The organism is Streptococcus sp. OMI870 (assembly GCF_047460295.1).
In the GTDB taxonomy this organism is placed as follows: domain Bacteria; phylum Bacillota; class Bacilli; order Lactobacillales; family Streptococcaceae; genus Streptococcus.
Window position 1 is genome coordinate 37,887 of sequence record NZ_JASHGM010000004.1, and the last position, 16,005, is coordinate 53,891.

Annotated in this window: 19 protein-coding genes; all 19 read left to right on the forward strand. The window is 42.6% G+C overall.

Translation table 11 applies throughout. The features are described from left to right. Positions 1 to 98: 98 nt before the first annotated feature. The 19 genes from wecB to folK all read left to right on the forward strand — a co-directional run bounded on the left by wecB (position 99) and on the right by folK (position 15,923). Positions 99 to 1,253: a non-hydrolyzing UDP-N-acetylglucosamine 2-epimerase gene (gene wecB / locus QM968_RS07540; RefSeq protein ID WP_414383321.1), complete on the forward strand. Its 1,155-nt coding sequence runs from the start codon at positions 99 to 101 to the stop codon at positions 1,251 to 1,253. Next, the gene (locus tag QM968_RS07545) at positions 1,254 to 2,042 is read left to right on the forward strand and encodes a hypothetical protein (protein ID WP_414383323.1); all 789 of its coding nucleotides are present in this window, start codon (positions 1,254 to 1,256) and stop codon (positions 2,040 to 2,042) included. A 142-nt stretch (positions 2,043 to 2,184) separates the two neighbouring features. Next, complete coding sequence (locus QM968_RS07550) at positions 2,185 to 3,495, forward strand: glycosyltransferase family 2 protein (RefSeq protein WP_414383325.1); 1,311 nt, start codon at positions 2,185 to 2,187, stop codon at positions 3,493 to 3,495. 8 nt (positions 3,496 to 3,503) lie between these two features. Further along, on the forward strand, positions 3,504 to 4,607 hold the full coding sequence (locus QM968_RS07555; protein WP_009732066.1) for a glycosyl hydrolase family 8: 1,104 nt from the start codon (positions 3,504 to 3,506) through the stop codon (positions 4,605 to 4,607). Between the two features lie 223 nt (positions 4,608 to 4,830). Continuing rightward, positions 4,831 to 5,223: a DUF1033 family protein gene (locus tag QM968_RS07560; protein ID WP_051035314.1), complete on the forward strand. Its 393-nt coding sequence runs from the start codon at positions 4,831 to 4,833 to the stop codon at positions 5,221 to 5,223. 87 nt (positions 5,224 to 5,310) lie between these two features. Further along, positions 5,311 to 6,252 (forward strand): competence type IV pilus ATPase ComGA, encoded by a 942-nt coding sequence (comGA, locus tag QM968_RS07565; RefSeq protein WP_414383328.1) that lies wholly within the window; start codon positions 5,311 to 5,313, stop codon positions 6,250 to 6,252. Next, a complete protein-coding gene (gene comGB, locus QM968_RS07570) occupies positions 6,185 to 7,216 on the forward strand; it encodes a competence type IV pilus assembly protein ComGB (RefSeq protein WP_414383475.1) in 1,032 nt (343 codons plus the stop codon). Before comGA ends, comGB begins: the two co-directional genes overlap by 68 nt. Continuing rightward, positions 7,213 to 7,530, forward strand: a complete 318-nt coding sequence (gene comGC, locus QM968_RS07575; RefSeq protein WP_414326341.1) for a competence type IV pilus major pilin ComGC — start codon at positions 7,213 to 7,215, stop codon at positions 7,528 to 7,530. The genes comGB and comGC overlap by 4 nt, the downstream gene beginning before the upstream one ends. Further along, complete coding sequence (gene comGD / locus QM968_RS07580) at positions 7,520 to 7,924, forward strand: competence type IV pilus minor pilin ComGD (RefSeq protein WP_414383477.1); 405 nt, start codon at positions 7,520 to 7,522, stop codon at positions 7,922 to 7,924. The genes comGC and comGD overlap by 11 nt, the downstream gene beginning before the upstream one ends. After that, a complete protein-coding gene (comGE, locus tag QM968_RS07585) occupies positions 7,890 to 8,177 on the forward strand; it encodes a competence type IV pilus minor pilin ComGE (protein WP_414383330.1) in 288 nt (95 codons plus the stop codon). The genes comGD and comGE overlap by 35 nt, the downstream gene beginning before the upstream one ends. Next, the gene (gene comGF / locus QM968_RS07590; protein WP_414383332.1) at positions 8,167 to 8,619 is read left to right on the forward strand and encodes a competence type IV pilus minor pilin ComGF; all 453 of its coding nucleotides are present in this window, start codon (positions 8,167 to 8,169) and stop codon (positions 8,617 to 8,619) included. Before comGE ends, comGF begins: the two co-directional genes overlap by 11 nt. Further along, positions 8,585 to 9,043: a competence type IV pilus minor pilin ComGG gene (gene comGG / locus QM968_RS07595; RefSeq protein WP_414383479.1), complete on the forward strand. Its 459-nt coding sequence runs from the start codon at positions 8,585 to 8,587 to the stop codon at positions 9,041 to 9,043. The genes comGF and comGG overlap by 35 nt, the downstream gene beginning before the upstream one ends. 30 nt (positions 9,044 to 9,073) lie before the next feature. Beyond that, positions 9,074 to 10,027, forward strand: coding sequence for a class I SAM-dependent methyltransferase (locus tag QM968_RS07600; RefSeq protein WP_414383334.1), 954 nt, complete (start codon positions 9,074 to 9,076; stop codon positions 10,025 to 10,027). A 51-nt stretch (positions 10,028 to 10,078) separates the two neighbouring features. Further along, positions 10,079 to 11,272, forward strand: a complete 1,194-nt coding sequence (locus QM968_RS07605; protein WP_009732076.1) for an acetate kinase — start codon at positions 10,079 to 10,081, stop codon at positions 11,270 to 11,272. 68 nt (positions 11,273 to 11,340) lie between these two features. Continuing rightward, the gene (locus QM968_RS07610; RefSeq protein WP_009732077.1) at positions 11,341 to 12,072 is read left to right on the forward strand and encodes a CPBP family intramembrane glutamic endopeptidase; all 732 of its coding nucleotides are present in this window, start codon (positions 11,341 to 11,343) and stop codon (positions 12,070 to 12,072) included. A gap of 167 nt (positions 12,073 to 12,239) precedes the next feature. Next, positions 12,240 to 13,199: a dihydropteroate synthase gene (gene folP, locus QM968_RS07615; RefSeq protein WP_009732078.1), complete on the forward strand. Its 960-nt coding sequence runs from the start codon at positions 12,240 to 12,242 to the stop codon at positions 13,197 to 13,199. Next, positions 13,200 to 14,510, forward strand: a complete 1,311-nt coding sequence (locus QM968_RS07620; protein WP_414383336.1) for a bifunctional folylpolyglutamate synthase/dihydrofolate synthase — start codon at positions 13,200 to 13,202, stop codon at positions 14,508 to 14,510. Positions 14,511 to 14,518: 8 nt separating this feature from the next. After that, on the forward strand, positions 14,519 to 15,073 hold the full coding sequence (gene folE / locus QM968_RS07625) for a GTP cyclohydrolase I FolE (protein ID WP_031572633.1): 555 nt from the start codon (positions 14,519 to 14,521) through the stop codon (positions 15,071 to 15,073). A 25-nt stretch (positions 15,074 to 15,098) separates the two neighbouring features. Then, positions 15,099 to 15,923, forward strand: a complete 825-nt coding sequence (gene folK / locus QM968_RS07630) for a 2-amino-4-hydroxy-6-hydroxymethyldihydropteridine diphosphokinase (RefSeq protein ID WP_009732081.1) — start codon at positions 15,099 to 15,101, stop codon at positions 15,921 to 15,923. Positions 15,924 to 16,005: the final 82 nt, after the last annotated feature.

The following is a 16,005-nucleotide window of genomic DNA, read 5'->3' on the forward strand; positions in this document are numbered from 1 at the left end:
AATCGGTTTGACATTTAAAGTCATTGGCGGTAGAATGGAAAAAGATGTACACAAATTAAAAAAATGTCGAATTACATGTATGTCGATGGGGGAAGTTTATGGGAAAATTGAAGATTATGGTTGTGTTTGGGACGCGACCGGAGGCCATTAAAATGGCCCCTTTAGTGCTGGAATTGCAAAAGCAGAAGGAGACTATTGAGACCATTACGGTGGTGACTGCTCAGCACCGTCAAATGTTGGATCAAGTCCTAGAGACTTTTAAAGTTGTACCAGATTACGACTTAGATATTATGGGAAAGAGCCAGACCCTATTAGAGATTACCTCTAAAATTTTGGATAAATTAGATCCCGTTATCAAAAAAGAAAAACCGGATATGGTCTTAGTCCATGGAGATACGACAACTACCTTTGCGGCGAGTTTGGTTGCCTTTTATAACCAAGTGAGTATTGGCCACGTCGAAGCCGGTTTACGGACCTTTGATAAATATTCTCCATATCCAGAAGAAATGAACCGCCAAATGACGGATAACCTAGCGGATCTGTATTTTGCGCCGACAAGTGAAAGTAAGGACAATCTCTTAAAAGAAAATCATCCAGAATCTTCTATTGTGGTGACGGGAAATACAGCTATTGATGCCTTAAAACTAACCGTTCAAGAGGACTACCACCACGAGGTACTGGATCAAGTAGATCCAGCTAAAAAAGTGATTCTTGTCACCATGCATCGAAGAGAAAACCAAGGAGCGCCGATGCGAGCAGTCTTTGGAGCCCTGCGAGAAATGGTGGATCAAGAGCCGAATATTGAAGTAGTCTATCCGGTTCATCTTAGTCCAGCGGTCCAAGAGGCGGCGAACGATCTATTAGGAGATCACGATCGGATCCATCTCATCGCACCCCTGGATGTGCTTGATTTCCATAACTTGGCTTCTAGAAGTTACTTTATCATGTCGGATTCAGGTGGTGTGCAAGAGGAGGCGCCATCACTAGGGAAACCGGTATTGGTATTGCGCGACACGACAGAACGCCCAGAAGGTGTTCGAGCAGGAACCTTGAAATTAGTTGGGACAGACCCTGCAGTCGTTAAAGCTACGATGACAGAGCTCTTAACCAATGAACATCTTTATCTAGAAATGGCGAATGCGCGAAATCCTTATGGGGATGGAAGAGCGTCTGAGCGAATCGTACAAGCTATTAAACATTATTTTGGCCAGGGAGAGGCTGCCGAAGAATTTTACGAGGGAGAGAAAGAATAAATGAAAAAAACGGAAAAGTTAAGTAGATGGTTGCTGATTTTGATTGTTTTCGAAGTACTTCTTTTACTTTACTGCTTGTTTTTTGCAAGAGGGATTCTTCTTGAAGAAGGATTATTCTTTGTTTTAGGATTATTTTCTGCCATTGTTTTATCTGATTTATTGTTGACCTGGACCATCCTTTTGTCCTTTGCCTTTGGGATTGTCTTTTTGGTAGCGGGAGTCGTTTATATCCCCTTTCACCAAGCCTTGCTCTTACTTTTTAGTTTTCCAGCTTTAATTGGAATCTTGCTAAATATTCGCTATCATCTCTTTAAAGAGATCGCAAAAGTAAAAGACCAAGAGCCAGAAGCCTATGCGGCTTACCGCAATCTCATTGCTTCTTATGGTGGGGAAAATAAGGGACAGATTCAAGCCTTACTTATCCACTGGTCTCACGAGGAATTGTTTTTCCAAGTGCAACCGAGGGAGTATAATCGGACCTTGAACCAAATCAACTATTTGTTAACGCATCATCTAAAACCAAATGAAGGTTTGTATTATGTATCAGACGGTAATTTTTTGATCTTATCTGCTGACAGCGAGCGGGATCTGAAAAAGGATTATGTGACGGTCTTGAAACCACAATTGGAAGGCCTTGTATTCCAAGGCGAAGATGGGGTTCAAGCCATTCAATTTCAGTCCGGCTTTCTTGTAGTGGATCAATCAAATCGAACCAAATACCATCGCTATAAAGAAATGATTCGTTACTTAAAACGTCAACTTGAAACAGATATTATTGTGGAATATTAGGAGGAAAAAATGACTCTTACAAATATATTTTTTAATATAGCTGTGGGCATTAGTGTATTTTTTGCCCTGTGCTTTATTGTATTATTTGTAGCTTATATGGTAATTTACCATCGTGTGAATAAAAACTTTAAGGCGGTGGACCATGATTAGTCAAATTATGATGATTATTGCCTTGATTTCAATTTGGCTTTCCTTAGCTTGGGGCTTGGTCATCCTCTTTTCGGCTGTTCATTTTTGGTTTAAACATAGTGATTTTCGTGTCAATACGGATCCGCTTCCTTATTATCCAAAAGTGACCATTGTCGTGCCAGCCCATAATGAAGATGTCGTTATTGCACAGACAGCCAAGGCTATTCTTGAAATGAACTACCCTCATGATCGGGTAGAATTACTGCTGTTTGCGGATAATTGTTCCGATCGGACCTATGAAGAATGTCTAGCCGTCAAAGCATTGCCAGAGTATGCAGGACGTGATTTGACCATCATCAATCGTAGTGGAACAGGTGGGAAAGCAGGTGTTCTGAATGACGCTTTGAAAATGGCAACTGGGGATTATATCTGTGTCTATGATGCGGATGCCATGCCTGAAAAGAATGCTCTTTATTTCCTTGTGAAAGAAGTCTTGAAGGATCCAGAACGACATGTGGCCTCTTTCGGTCGGAACAAAACGCGGAATGCAGGTCAAAATTTCTTGACCCGTTGTATCAACCAAGAAATTGTTGTGACCCAACGGGTGCATCATGTGGGGATGTGGCACCTCTTTAAGATTGGACGGATTCCAGGAACCAACTTTATCATCCAAAAAGACTTTGTAAAAAGTATTGGAGGCTGGAAAAATGGTGCCTTGACAGAGGATACGGATATTTCCTTCAAGATTATGCAAAGTGGGAAATTGATTGCGCTAGCCTATAATTCAGAAGCCTTCCAACAAGAGCCGGAAACTCTGAAGAGTTATTATATGCAACGGAAACGTTGGGCCAAAGGGAATTATGAAGTGGTTCTTTCTAATTTCAAGCATTTATTTGGTAAGGGAAATTGGCGCGTGAAGTTGGAAGTGACCAACTATTCTTGTATCTTCTTCTGGTTTAATGCGGCGATCGTGTTATCTGATTTGATCTTTTTTGCCAACATTCTCGCCATGTGTCTCCATACAGTAGTACCAGGTATTCAAATTCCGTTTGCTTTTGATGCTGATAATATCTATATTGCACAATTGATGTTGTTCAATTGGATCTTGATGATTGGGCTCTACTTGCTTCAGATTAATGTAGCTCTCGCTTCACAGTTTGGTCAAGCAACTACCAAGCAAATTTGGTTGGCCTTGGCTGCCTATTTCACCTATTCTCAACTGTTTATCATTGTGTCAATTGATGCCATCTCCTCTATTGTGATGGATAAACTATTGCACCGTAAAGAAACCAAATGGGTTAAAACAAAACGATTCGCAGGATAGGAGAAAATATGAAAACGAAAAAGATGAGATATGTATGGTTTCTAGTCATCCTTTGCATTTTCTGTTTGACCTTGTTTTTAGCTAGAACGAGAAGTAAGGTGGAAATGAGAAATCGAATTTATCGTCAGTGGAGTGAGCATTTTGTTGTTTCGAAAGGAAAAGAGTCCTTTGTTCGGACAAGCAATGATACCGATCAATCAGTAGTCTTATCTGAGGGGCAAAGTTATGGGATGCTCATTACAGTTGCGGCTGCCAGAAAAGGGCAAGCCCAACAAGAAGACTTTGACCGACTCTACCAATATTATCTAAAGCACCGCTTAGAAGGCACCCAGTTGATGTCTTGGAAACAAACCATCAACAATGGAAAAACAAAGGCTGAGGATCATAACGCTACAGATGGGGATCTATACATTGCCTATGCCTTGTTAGAAGCTGCTCAGCAATGGCCAAAGCAAGCTAAAGAATACCAAGCTCAAGCCAAAGCGATTCTAGAAGATATCCTCACTTACAACTACAATGAAGAAACTGGTGTGTTGACAGTGGGAAATTGGGCTAATCAGAATTCAGAATTTTACCATTTGATGCGAACGTCTGATACACTACCAGCGCAATTCCAGATCTTTTATGAAGTGACAAAAGATTCGAAGTGGTTGGATATCAAAGAGAAGATGTTGCAACAATTAGAAACAATTAGTTCCCAAACAAAAACGGGCCTATTGCCTGATTTCATCTGGGTTGATGAGCAAGGCACTCGCGTAGCGGATCCTAAGACGATTGAATCCAAGTATGATGGTGCCTACTCTTATAACGCTTGTCGTCTTCCATACAATCTTGTTCAAAGCAAGGACGCAACTAGTCAAAAACTGGTGAAAAAAATGTTAAACTTTTTCAAGAGTCAAAGAAACCTGTATGCGGGTTATGATTTGAAAGGGAAGGCCTTGAACAATCATCAGGCAGCAAGTTTTTTGGCACCGATTGTTTATGCGTCTGAGCATGAAAAAGGCTATTTGAAGTTGGTTCAACAGAATAAGTATATCTTCACACAAGATTTACCTCTGAACAACTATTACGATGCAACCATGACAACCATGATTGCGCTTGAATTGTTCTAAGGAGTTAAAAAGAGAGAGCCCCGCAAGATGGCTTGACCATTTTGGTGGGATTCTCTTTTTGTTATTTTCGAAAAAAGGAACCTAAAGGAAAGGGATGGTCTATTTTTGGAAAAATATAGAGAAAAACATCTGAAAATTATCTGAAAAATTATGTTATGAGCAGAAAACTTTTATTCTCAAATGATTTTCTATATAATAGAGAATACAAAGGATGGAAGAGTTTATGTATCGAGTGATTGAAATGTACGGGGACTGTGAACCCTGGTGGTTCTTAGATGGTTGGGAAGAAGATGTCGTCGGTAGTCAAACTTTTGACGACTATTACCTAGCGCTTAAATTCTACAAGCAAAAGTGGTTGGAGTTGAATGATCACTTTCCTAGTTACAAGAGTAGGAGTGATTTGATGACGATCTTTTGGGATTCCAAAGAACAAGAATGGTGTGAGGACTGCAATGAAGATGTGCAGTTATTCCATTCGATCGTTCTCTTGGAGGATGAACAAAAAATTCCTAAAAGCAAACTCCGTCCTGGTTACGAAAAGGAAAAAGGAAGTCGGAAACACCGTTCTTGCCAATATAGTCCTGATCCCCAAAAAGGTGCAAAAACCCTGTTATAAGTAAAAATTAGAAGATTTTTTAGAGCGATCTAGAAAGTCTTCTTTTTTTCTTTTCTTTTTCGAATAGTATAAGTGAGAGGAGGAATTATGGTTCAAGAAATTGCTAAACAATTGATCCGTATGGGTAGAAATGAAGAGGCCCAGGATCTCTACTTCATCCCTCGGAGGGAAGAGTACCAAGTCTTTATGAGGGTAGGAGATGAACGGCGCTTTGTGCAGGCTTTCCCTTTTGAGGAGATGACGGCTATGATTAGCCATTTTAAGTTCGTGGCAGGGATGAACGTGGGAGAAAAAAGGCGTAGCCAGTTAGGATCGTGCGATTACCCTTTGGAGGATGGAATGGTTTCGATGCGTTTGTCGACGGTGGGGGATTATCGTGGCTATGAAAGCTTAGTCATTCGACTCCTGCATGATGAGGAACGCGAATTGCGTTTTTGGTTTGATCAGTTGCCGGAATTGCAGAAAAAATTAGCTGGCCGTGGTCTCTACCTTTTTGCGGGACCAGTTGGTTCGGGGAAAACTACCCTCATGCATGCTTTAGCCCAAGAGCGCTTTGCGGGCCAGCAAGTTATGTCCATTGAAGATCCGGTCGAAATCAAGCAGGACAATATGCTGCAGCTTCAGCTGAATGACCAGATTGGCATGACCTATGACAACTTGATCAAACTCTCTTTACGTCATCGGCCGGATCTTCTTATTATTGGAGAGATCCGAGATAAGGAAACAGCTCGTGCAGTTGTACGAGCTAGTTTGACAGGTGTGACAGTCTTCTCTACTATCCATGCCAAGAGCGTTCGAGGTGTTTATGAGAGGCTTTTAGAACTTGGAGTGAGTGAGGAAGAGCTCAAGATTGTTTTACAAGGTATTTGCTACCAACGATTAATTGCAGGAGGAGGGGTTGTTGATTTTGCAACAGAAAACTACCAAGAGCATTCAGCCAGCCGCTGGAACCAACAAATGGATCTCTTGGCTCAATCGGGATATATCCAGCTGGCTCAGGCACAAGCCGAAAAAATTATCTACCGCTAAACAAAAGCAAATCATTGAATTGTTTTTGAATCTTTACTCGAGTGGTTTTCACCTATCTGAAATTGTCGATTTTTTGGACCGTTCCCACCTAGTGGAGAGTCGCTTGGTTTCCCAGATGCGAGAGGATCTCTCTCGAGGGCTGAGTTTTTCAGAGATGATGGCGGGGATCGGTTTTTCAGATGCGGTCACGACACAGCTCTCTCTTTCTGAGCTCCATGGAAATCTTGCCTTGAGCTTGGAGAAAATTAGTGCTTATCTGGAGAATATGCGAAAGGTCAAGAAAAAGCTGATCGAGGTGAGTACCTATCCTCTTATCTTACTTGGGTTTTTAGTTCTGATTATGCTAGGCTTGCGCAATTACTTGCTTCCGCAAATGGATGCTCAAAATATCGGTACCCAACTGATCAGCTCTTTTCCCCAGCTCTTTTTGGCGCTAGGAGCGGGACTGGTAGCTTTCGTCTTACTCGGCTTTCTCTATTATAGACAGTCTAGTAAGATCAAAGTTTTTAGAAGCTTGTCCCATCTGCCTTTCGGGAAAGGCATGATTCAAGCTTACTTGACAGCCTATTATGCCAGAGAATGGGGCAATCTGATTGGACAAGGATTGGAGCTGTCTCAGATTTTTACCATGATGCAGGAGCAAAAATCCCAACTTTTTCAAGAGATTGGGAGGGATTTAGCTCTTTCTTTAGATCGTGGCCAGTCTTTCTCAGATACAGTTGGACGGTATTCCTTTTTCAAAAAAGAATTGCCCCTTATGATTGAATATGGTGAGGTTAAATCAAAGCTCGGAAGTGAGTTAGAAATCTACGCTGAAAAAACCTGGGAAGATTTCTTTCGTCGGGTTCACAAGGCTATGAATGTGATACAACCTTTGGTCTTTGTCTTTGTAGCTCTTGTGATTGTCTTACTCTATGCAGCCATGTTGCTGCCGATTTATCAAAATATGGAGGTTCATTTATGAAAAAACTAAAAATATATAAGGTAAAAGCCTTTACCCTTATTGAAATGTTGGTGGTCTTATTGATCATCAGTGTACTCTTATTGCTCTTTGTGCCAAATTTGACCAAACAAAAAGATTCTGTGAAAGAGACAGGAAATGCAGCGGTTGTCAAGGTGGTCGAAAGCCAGGCAGAATTGTATGAACTTAATCATACCAATGATCAAGCCACTTTAGCAAAACTGATTGCTGATGGAAATATTACCAACAAACAAGCAGAATCCTACCGTGCCTATTATGCAAAAAATAGTGGAGAAACTCGTGCGGTTGCAGATTAAGGCCTTCACCTTGGTGGATACCCTTCTGACCTTGATGATCGTCAGCTTCATCTATTTGGGCTTGTCGGGATCGATCAAGACGAGTTTTCAACAAGTGGAAGAAAAAGTATTTTTTGCAGAGTTTGAACACCTCTATCAAGAAAGCCAGAAGATAGCACTGGCAAGGCAAAAGGAATTGGATGTTGAAGTGACTGCAAGGAAGATTCAAACGCCTTACCAGACGGTGGAAATTCCTGATTCTGTCACGTTGCAAGATCCTAAAACTATTCGCTTGGAACGAGCAGGTGGCAATTCATCCCTGGCCAATGTTCACTTTCAGACACAGAGAGGAGTGGTGACCTATCAACTGTCGCTTGGAAATGGGAAAATTAAAAAGAGCATTCGTTCCCGCTAGTATTCTCTTAGAATCCTTAGTTGCCTTGAGTTTATTTGCCATGATTACAACCTTATTACTAGGGGAGATCCGGCGTTCGCGCAAGGAGCGACTAGCAGATTTCAAGGAAGTAGAAGTCTTGTCTGTCGTCCAAATGGCTCTTCAGGCAGGACAAAATGATCTTGAGGCCAATGGCATTCAGGTTCATGTCGAAAAAGATGCTGATCAAATCACGGTCTATCATCAGGGGAAGGTGGTGCTGCATGTGGAATAAAAGGAGGGTCAAAGCCTTTACCTTGCTCGAAGCCTTGGTTGCTCTCTTAGTGCTGAGTGGAGGTGTGTTGGTCTTTCAAGGCTTGACCAAGCTCCTGCATGCTGAGTTGGACTACCAAGCACAGCAAAAGCAGGAAGAATGGATCTTATTTCAGCAACAATTGCAGGTGGAATTGGATCGGAGTCGTTTTGAAAAAGTGGAGAATAACCATATCTACTTGGTTCAGGATCAAAAACCGATTGCGATTGGCCAATCTAAAGGAGATGATATCCGAAAAACAGATGATAAGGGCAAGGGCTATCAGCCTATGATTTCAGGTGTTCACTCCAGTCAGATTTGGCAGGAGGGGGAGTTGATTCATCTGCGTTTGAATTTTGAAGAAGGTCTAGAAAGGGAGTATGTCTACCATGTGGTACCAGCGATACAAAATGAAAAAAGTTAAGGCTGGTGTCTTGCTCTACGCCCTCTTGATGGCAGCAATTTTCAGTCTCTTGCTTCAGTTTTACCTTCACCGTCAGGTTGCGGAGAGACGGATCTTAAAGGCAAGTCAAGATCGCCTTCGAGCCTACGCTTTGGTACAATTGGCTCTTGAAAAAGGAAAGAGTGATGAGAAGGCAACAGAGATTCACTTAAAGTCTGGCACCGTTCAGCTACAGCAGGACACTGGTTTTCTTCATGCTCAGGCCGAGATAGATGGTGAAAGCTATGAGTTTGTCCTTTCTGTAAGGGAAGAAAAAGATAGTAGAAAGAGCAAAAAAGAAAAGAAGAAGACACAGAAAGATAAAGAGCAGATAGGGAGCGAAAAGCCTTCTGAAGAGAGGCCAAAAGAGACGAAGGAGCCATCAGAAAATAGCGAAAATGACTAATTTTTGGTATGATAGGGTGCGGAGGAAATCATGAATTTCGAAAAAATTGAACAAGCCTATACCTATCTATTGGAAAACACTCAAAGTATTCAAAATGAATTGTCGACCAACTTTTATGACGCCTTGATTGAACAAAATGCCATGTATTTAGAGGGCAAGACAGATCTAGACATTGTCAAAAACAATAGCCAAAAATTAAAAGAGCTAGGTTTAAGTAAGGAAGAATGGCGTAGAGCCTACCAATTCCTTTTTATGAAAGCTGCTCAAACAGAGCCTTTGCAAGCGAATCACCAGTTCACCCCAGATGCGATTGGTTTTATCATTACCTTTTTGATCGATCAGCTGTCCTCAAAAGAAGAACTGGACATTTTAGAAGTGGGAAGTGGAACAGGGAATCTCGCTGAGACCATTGTCAACAATAGTCGCCTCAAGATCAATTACTTAGGATTGGAGTTGGATGACCTCTTGATTGATCTATCTGCTAGTATCGCTGATGTAATGGAGTCTAGTGTGGTTTTTGCGCAAGGAGATGCCGTTCGTCCACAAGTTTTGAAAGAAAGTGACTTGATCGTCAGCGACTTACCAATTGGCTATTATCCAGATGATGCCATTGCCCAGCGCTATCAGGTAGCCAGTGCAGAAGAACATACCTATGCCCATCATCTCATGATGGAACAAGCATTGAAATACTTGAAACCTCAAGGGGTAGCCATCTTTTTAGCTCCCAATAACCTCTTGACGAGTCCTCAGAGCGATCTTTTAAAAGCTTGGTTGAAAGACAAGGCTCAGATCCTGGCCATGCTAACCTTGCCGGAATCCCTCTTTTCAAACCCAGCCTATGCGAAGACGGTTTTCGTCCTACGAAAACAAGAAGAAGAGTCTGTTCAACCTTTTGTTTATCCTTTCACGAATCTACAGGATCAAGATCAAGTGGTCCACTTTATGGAAAGTTTCCAAAACTGGTTAATGGATAGTGAAATTTGATCAAAGATCTGATATAATAGAAAAAGTGAAAACGCTTAATGAGGTGAATATATGTCGAAAACAATTTCTATTAATGCAGGAAGCTCTAGTTTGAAATGGCAATTGTACCAAATGCCAGAAGAAACAGTTCTTGCAAAAGGATTGATTGAACGGATTGGTTTGAAAGATTCTATTTCAACTGTTAAATTTGATGGACGTTCAGAAAAACAAGTATTAGATATCCACGACCATACACAAGCTGTAAAAATTTTGTTGGATGATTTGATTCGCTTTGATATTATCAAATCCTACGATGAGATTACAGGGGTGGGTCACCGCGTCGTTGCTGGTGGAGAATATTTCAAGGATTCTGCCTTGGTAGATGATGAAGTTCTTCAAAAAGTGGAAGAGTTATCTTTGCTAGCTCCACTTCATAATCCTGCAAATGCGGCTGGCATTCGTGCCTTCAGAGAGATCTGTCCAGATATTACCAGTGTTGTGGTATTTGATACTTCTTTCCATACAACCATGCCAGAAAAAGCTTATCGTTACCCTCTTCCAACTAAATATTACACAGAAAACAAGGTTCGGAAATACGGTGCCCATGGAACAAGCCATCAGTACGTAGCTGGTGAGGCGGCTAAAGTTCTTGGGAAACCATTGGAAGAGTTGAAATTGATCACCTGCCATGTCGGAAATGGTGTATCTGTCACTGCAGTTGATAAAGGAATCTCTGTCGATACCTCAATGGGCTTCACCCCTCTAGGTGGAGTGATGATGGGAACTCGAACAGGAGATATTGATCCAGCAATCATTGCCTACTTAATGGAACACACAGAGGATTTCAATACGCCTGAAGATATCAGTCGGATCCTCAACCGTGAGTCAGGTCTTCTTGGTGTTTCAGAAACTTCTAGCGATATGCGCGATATCCATACAGCGATGCACAATGGCGATGAAAAGGCTCAGTTAGCTTTTGACATTTTTGTAGATCGTTTGAAAAAATACATTGGTCAGTACTTTGCTGTCTTGAATGGTGCAGACGCTATTATCTTCACAGCTGGAATTGGTGAAAATGCAGCGAATGTTCGCTCTGCGATCATCAATGGTCTCAGCTGGTTTGGTTGTAAGGTCGATCCTGAAAAGAACGTCTTTGGAGCTGTAGGAGATATTTCCACAGCTGATTCGAGTGTGAAAGTCTTGGTAGTACCAACAGATGAAGAGTTGGTCATTGCACGTGATGTTGAACGTTTCAAAAATAAGTAGACTGAAATGAGATAGGTTGGAGGCGAAAGTCCCAACCTTCTTATTTTATGCTAGAAAGAGGTTCTTGATTGAAAAAAATACAGTCTTTTGTTCGAGAGCACCAATTATGGAGGAATGCCCTCTGGCTCCTTCTTTTTGTACCCCTGTTTTTCCTTTCGCAATTGCCACTTGTTTCCATGCTCTTTTCCATACGGAATGGGCTTGATGCAAGGATAGTCACCATTCTCACTGTGTTGGCTACAGTTGTAATACTCTTTGTTTTTTATGTGGTCATTAAAAAGAGTCCTCTAGAGAACCTAGATGTTCGTGTGATTACCTGGCCAGCTTTGGGAAGAAATTTCCTTTTTTTCCTCTTGTTGATAGCCAATAACATGCTAGCCTATCCCCTATTGCAACAAGAGGGGAGTGATACGACGAAAAATCAAATGGCTCTGATGGAACTTCAAGCCCATGCTCCTTTTCTTGCCATGGGGATGGTCGTGATCCTTGTTGCCCCGATTCTAGAAGAGTTGCTCTGTCGAGCCATCATCCCCCGCTTGATTTTTCGAGGGGCAGAACCGATCGGTTACTTAGCTGGAGCCCTCTTTTTCACCTTCTTGCATGGGCCTAGCACCTTAGGAGAATGGGTAGCTTATGGAGGAATGTCCTTGATCATAACTTGGGTGGCTTATCGCTACAAGCGGATCGAGTACAGCATCTGTCTCCATATGACCTTGAATGCGTTGGCTTATTATTCTCCGGCTGTCTTACTCCTCTGTTTATTGCCGGTATCGAGAGTTTTCTTCCCGGATAAATTATGATAAAATGGTAGGTACCAATGAGTTTTAATGCACACCCAAAGTCGATAGGCTAAGGGCAACTAGAAAGCTGATACAGTCCATCAGGAGAGCTAACTCGGAGGTTTGAACTCTTGTTCTAGCCTCTTTCTCATCTCGTTGCTCTCTAGTTCAAGGAAAAGGAGTTGAAAATGGGGAGAAGAGTAGATAGGAAATGGCTGAGTGCCCAAGGGACGCTTCTTTGTGGCATCTTAAATGTCACTCCTGATTCATTTTCTGATGGCGGCAAGTATACAAGTATAGATACAGCCTTGCAGCAGGCTAGAAAACTGATCCAAGAAGGGGCTCAGATCTTGGATATCGGAGGGGAATCAACCAGACCAGGTAGTCATTATGTGGAGATTCAAGAAGAGATTGACCGTGTGGTTCCGGTGATTGAAGCCATTCGGAAAGAAAGTGATGTCTTGATCTCAGTGGATACCTGGAAGTCCCAAGTGGCAGCCGCAGCGCTGGAAGCTGGAGCCGATATTGTCAATGATATTACTGGTCTTCTTGGAGATCCTAAGATGGCCACTGTGGTTGCTCAGCATGAAGCTAGCGCGATTCTCATGTTTAATCCCGTCATGGCTAGACCGAGTCATCCAAGTTCCACTATTTTTCCAAGTTTTGGATTTGAACCGGCTTTTTCAGAGCAAGAGCTTCAAGAGATGGCTCAAGAACCTATTCAAGACTTGATGTGGACCTTCTTAGAACGTTCGCTTGCGGTAGCAAAAGAAGCTGGTATCCAGAAGGATCATATCCTGCTGGATCCTGGGATTGGTTTTGGTTTGACCAAGCGCGAGAACTTACTCTTATTGCAAGAGCTAGAGACGATTCACCAAAAGGGCTATCCAATCTTTCTTGGAGTCTCTCGGAAACGCTTTGTGGTCAATATTATTGAGGAAGCTGGATTTGAGACAGATCCTACTACTGAGACTGGTTTTTGGAACCGGGACTTGGCTTCGAGCCATTTGACGAGCATTGCAGCTAGCCAAGGGGTTGAAGTGGTGCGGGTGCATGATATTCCCCTTCACAAGATGGCAGCTAGTCTGGGCCAAGCTATTTTCCAAGCCCAAGAGGCAGCAGATACGAATTTAAAACAATACAAGTAAATGAAGACAAAAGAACATCAGTTGGATCTTCGTTGGCTAGAAGCCTATCGGTCCCAAGATCCACATTTCGGTTTGGAGCGCATGGAAGCTCTCTTGGCTTTGAGAGGGAATCCTCACCTAGACTGTCGGGTCATTCATGTTGCGGGGACCAATGGCAAAGGGTCTACCATTGCCATTTTATCCCAACTCTTGAGACAGGCAGGTTTACGTGTTGGAGTCTTTACCTCTCCTTATCTGATCCATTACAATGACCAAATGACCATTAATAGCGAAGCCATCTCCGATCAAGACCTGCAAACCTACCTGGATAGCTACCAACAGCTCTTGGAAGCTGAAGAATCAAGAGACATCTTTCAAGGTTTGACGGAATTTGAAGTGATGACGGCGACCGCCTATGATTATTTTGCTCATGAGGAGCTGGATTATGTGATTATGGAAGTCGGTATGGGGGGACGACTAGACAGTACCAACGTCTGCCAGCCCGTTCTGACTGCGATCACATCGATAGGCTTGGACCATGTTGCTCTTCTTGGGCCAGATTTGGCTTCTATTGCCCGTGAAAAGGCTGGTATCATTAAGCCAAAAATCCCTCTGGTTCTAGGGAAATTAGAAGCAGAAGCTAGCCAAGTCATAGAAGACATTGCGAATAGTCAGCAGGCTCCAATGTTTACCTATGGCAGAGATTATCAGGTTGAACTAGAAGCCTCTTGTCTATCGGGCCAATCCTTTTCTTATCACAGTTTAAAAAGAGAAAAGGCCTCCTATCAAGTGGCGCTCTTAGGTTATCACCAGGCTAGAAATGCAGCTCTTGCTATCAGTATCTGTGATGTACTTTTTGAAAGAGAAGGGCGTGAACTCTTGTCAAGAGAGTTAGTGGATGAGGCCTTGCATCAAGTCATCTGGCCTGGTCGTCTGGAGATGATCTGTCAAAATCCTCTGATCTTGCTAGATGGGGCCCATAACCCCCACGCCGTTGCACCTTTGATTGCAAGTCTTCAGGATCTCTTTCCAAGACAAAAAAAGACCATCCTTTTTACCTGCATCCGAACCAAAGCCTTAGAAGAGATGTTGCTTCAATGGCAGGACCTTGAAAATAGTCGCTTGATCCTCACGACTTTTGAAGATCCAAGAGCTTATTCTCAGGAAGAGATGGCAACTGTTGCTAGAAAGCACCAGCTGAAAGATGTTAACTGGCAAGAGTTTATACAAAATTGGCAAGCTGAAGGAGATGAGCTCCTTGTTGTAACAGGATCGCTCTACTTTCTCAGCCAAGTTCGACCTTATTTATTAAAAACAGAAAAATCCAACTAGGAGATGATATGGATACAAAGAAAATTGAAGAAGCAGTAAAAATGATCATCGAGGCAGTCGGTGAAGATGAGAACCGTGAAGGGCTTCAAGAAACCCCGTCCCGCATTGCAAAGATGTACCAAGAAATTTTTTCAGGACTAGGACAGACGGCAGAAGAGCACCTGTCTAAATCATTTGAAATCATTGATAACAATATGGTGGTTGAGAAGGATATTTTCTTCCATTCCATGTGCGAGCATCACTTTTTGCCCTTTTATGGAAAAGTGCACATTGCATACATTCCAAATGGCCGTGTGGCTGGGCTTTCAAAACTGGCTCGTACGGTCGAAGTTTATGCTAAAAAACCACAGATTCAGGAACGTTTGACGGTAGAAATCGCAGATGCCTTGATGGAATATCTTGGAGCACAAGGAGCACTTGTCTGGGTAGAAGCAGAGCATATGTGTATGAATATGCGTGGTGTCCGTAAACCCGGGACTGCTACAGTGACAACTGCTGCGCGTGGACTGCTTGCGACAGATAAAGACTTGAAAAATGAAGCCTATAAACTCATGGGCCACTAATGGCCGGCTATAAGAGGTGAAGAGAGTGGATCAATTACGGATCAAGGACTTAGAGATATACGCCTATCATGGTGTTTTTCCGGCAGAAAAAGAATTGGGACAACGCTTTGTCCTAGACCTATGGGTGGATTATGAGATGACTCGTGCTGCCCGTACAGGTGATTTGGAAGCTTCGATCCATTATGGGATCTTGGCGGAACAGTTGACCGAGTGGATGCAGGCAGAAAAGATCGATCTGATTGAAACGGTTGCCTTCCAATTGGTGCAAAAGATTTTCGAAAGCTATGCCTTTGTAGAAAAAGTTCGTCTGGAGTTGAAAAAACCTTGGGCTCCTGTTCCCTTGCCCCTCGAGACTTGTTCGGTGACAATCGAACGAGAGAAAAAACGAGCCTTTATTGGCCTTGGTACCAATATGGGAGATAAACAACTGCAGCTAGAGACGGCGCTAGAAAAAATCAAGGATCGAGGCATTCACCTTCTTCAAACGTCCACAAGGATTGAAACGGAACCTTGGGGAGGAGTGGAGCAAGACGCCTTTTTGAATCAGGTGGCAGAGGTTGAAACCTGGATGACCCCAGAGGATTTACTAGAGACCTTACTTGCCATCGAGCAGGAAATGGGGCGTGTCCGTGAGATCAAGTGGGGACCGCGTGTAATTGATTTAGATCTGCTTTATATGAAGGACACGATTTGTTACAGCCCTAGCTTGATCTTGCCACATCCCTATGTGGCAGAACGAGCCTTTGTATTAGAATCTTTAAATGAAATTGCCCCTCATTTTGTGGATCCTGTTCAAAGAAAACAGATCCGACAACTGTGGGAGGCTGTAAAAGAAACAAAAGGTAGTTGATCCAAGGGTCAACTATTTTTTACATTGACAGGTTAATTGAGCAGGAGTATATTAAGCTTAATTAGACGAAGAGTAGGAGGGC

Excerpts from the sequence above, each read along its gene's own strand:
- QM968_RS07620 (WP_414383336.1), top strand. The coding sequence starts at position 13,200 with ATGAAGACAAAAGAACATCAGTTGGATCTTCGTTGGCTAGAAGCCTAT.
- QM968_RS07605 (WP_009732076.1), top strand. The coding sequence starts at position 10,079 with ATGTCGAAAACAATTTCTATTAATGCAGGAAGCTCTAGTTTGAAATGG.
- QM968_RS07550 (WP_414383325.1), top strand. The coding sequence starts at position 2,185 with ATGATTAGTCAAATTATGATGATTATTGCCTTGATTTCAATTTGGCTT.
- folE (WP_031572633.1), top strand. The coding sequence starts at position 14,519 with ATGGATACAAAGAAAATTGAAGAAGCAGTAAAAATGATCATCGAGGCA.
- comGG (WP_414383479.1), top strand. The coding sequence starts at position 8,585 with ATGTGGTACCAGCGATACAAAATGAAAAAAGTTAAGGCTGGTGTCTTG.
- wecB (WP_414383321.1), top strand. The coding sequence starts at position 99 with ATGGGAAAATTGAAGATTATGGTTGTGTTTGGGACGCGACCGGAGGCC.
- QM968_RS07545 (WP_414383323.1), top strand. The coding sequence starts at position 1,254 with ATGAAAAAAACGGAAAAGTTAAGTAGATGGTTGCTGATTTTGATTGTT.
- comGC (WP_414326341.1), top strand. The coding sequence starts at position 7,213 with ATGAAAAAACTAAAAATATATAAGGTAAAAGCCTTTACCCTTATTGAA.
- QM968_RS07560 (WP_051035314.1), top strand. The coding sequence starts at position 4,831 with ATGTATCGAGTGATTGAAATGTACGGGGACTGTGAACCCTGGTGGTTC.
- comGF (WP_414383332.1), top strand. The coding sequence starts at position 8,167 with ATGTGGAATAAAAGGAGGGTCAAAGCCTTTACCTTGCTCGAAGCCTTG.
- folP (WP_009732078.1), top strand. The coding sequence starts at position 12,240 with ATGGGGAGAAGAGTAGATAGGAAATGGCTGAGTGCCCAAGGGACGCTT.
- comGE (WP_414383330.1), top strand. The coding sequence starts at position 7,890 with ATGGGAAAATTAAAAAGAGCATTCGTTCCCGCTAGTATTCTCTTAGAA.
- QM968_RS07600 (WP_414383334.1), top strand. The coding sequence starts at position 9,074 with ATGAATTTCGAAAAAATTGAACAAGCCTATACCTATCTATTGGAAAAC.
- QM968_RS07555 (WP_009732066.1), top strand. The coding sequence starts at position 3,504 with ATGAAAACGAAAAAGATGAGATATGTATGGTTTCTAGTCATCCTTTGC.
- comGA (WP_414383328.1), top strand. The coding sequence starts at position 5,311 with ATGGTTCAAGAAATTGCTAAACAATTGATCCGTATGGGTAGAAATGAA.